Annotated in this window: 1 protein-coding gene; it reads left to right on the top strand. The window is 36.5% G+C overall.

Annotated features, from left to right (window positions below):
• Positions 1 to 1,147, top strand: a 1,147-nt coding sequence (gene secF / locus AC1DND_RS28165; RefSeq protein WP_477586190.1) for a protein translocase subunit SecF, incomplete at its 5' end; no start/stop codon positions are given.
• Positions 1,148 to 1,189: the final 42 nt, after the last annotated feature.

Here is a 1,189-nt window from a genome sequence, read left to right as displayed (position 1 = left end):
GCCTTCAATTATTGACTCAAACGTTACCTTATTTATTTTAGGTGCTATCCTTTACGTTTTTGGTAGCGGTCCGGTTCAAGGTTTCGCAACTACATTATGTATCGGTATCCTTTCTTCATTATTTGCAGCTGTAGCCATTTCGAGAGTAGTTTTCGAATCGTTATTAAACCGCAAAATCGATGTAAGTTTCGATAACAGCATTACCCGTAACGCATTTAAAAACATCAGTTTCAACTTCGTTGGCCGTCGTAAAATTTACTACGTAATCTCTACCATCATTATTATTGCTGGTATTGGTATGTATTTCAAAAATGGTGGTTTAAATTTAGGTGTGGATTTTAAAGGGGGTAGAACTTATTTGGTTCACTTCGATAAAGCAGTTAACACTGAAGATTTAAAAGCTAAGTTAAACCCGGTTTTCGGTAACGAAACGCCTGAGGTTAAAACTGCAGGTGAAGATAGCCAGGTAAAAATTACTACTACTTTCCACATCGAAGATCAGGACATTAAAACTGATAAAGTTGTAGAAGATGCTTTAAACAAAGGTTTAGCCGGTTCTAAATATGAAATTGTAAGTTCACAAAAAGTAACGCCTATCATTGCAAGTGATATCGTAAACGGTGCTTTCTATGCGGTATTGATCTCATGTTTATTCATGTTTATCTATATCGTAGTACGATTCAAAAAATGGCAGTATGGTTTAGGTGCGGTAATCGCATTGTTCCATGATGTGTTAATGGTATTATCTTTCTACACTATTTTAGACGGTATTATGCCATTCTCATTAGAAATCGGTCAGGATTTCATCGCAGCAATTTTAACGGTAATGGGTTACACCATGACGGAAACAGTTGTTGTATTCGATCGTATCCGTGAGAAATTAAAAGAATCTGGCAAAGAAGATTTACATGGTGAAGAGCGTAACAACTTAATCAACTTCGCGTTGAACAGTACATTAAGTCGTACCATCTTAACTTCATTAACCGTATTCTTCGTGTTATTGGTAATCTTTATTTTCGGTGGCGATAGCATCCGCGGATTCATCTTCGCCTTGTTAATCGGCCGTATCATCGGTACATATTCATCATTATGTATCTCTACTCCTATCGTAATCGATTTGGGTAGCTCAGCTGAGAAGAAAAAGTAAGAGATTAATTTCTTAAAATATATAAGCGCTCCGATGTATCGG

The sequence above is a fragment of the Pedobacter sp. 01N416 genome (assembly GCF_056399685.1).
Note: the sequence above shows the minus strand (reverse complement) of the source record. Positions and strands in the feature narration are given on the sequence as shown.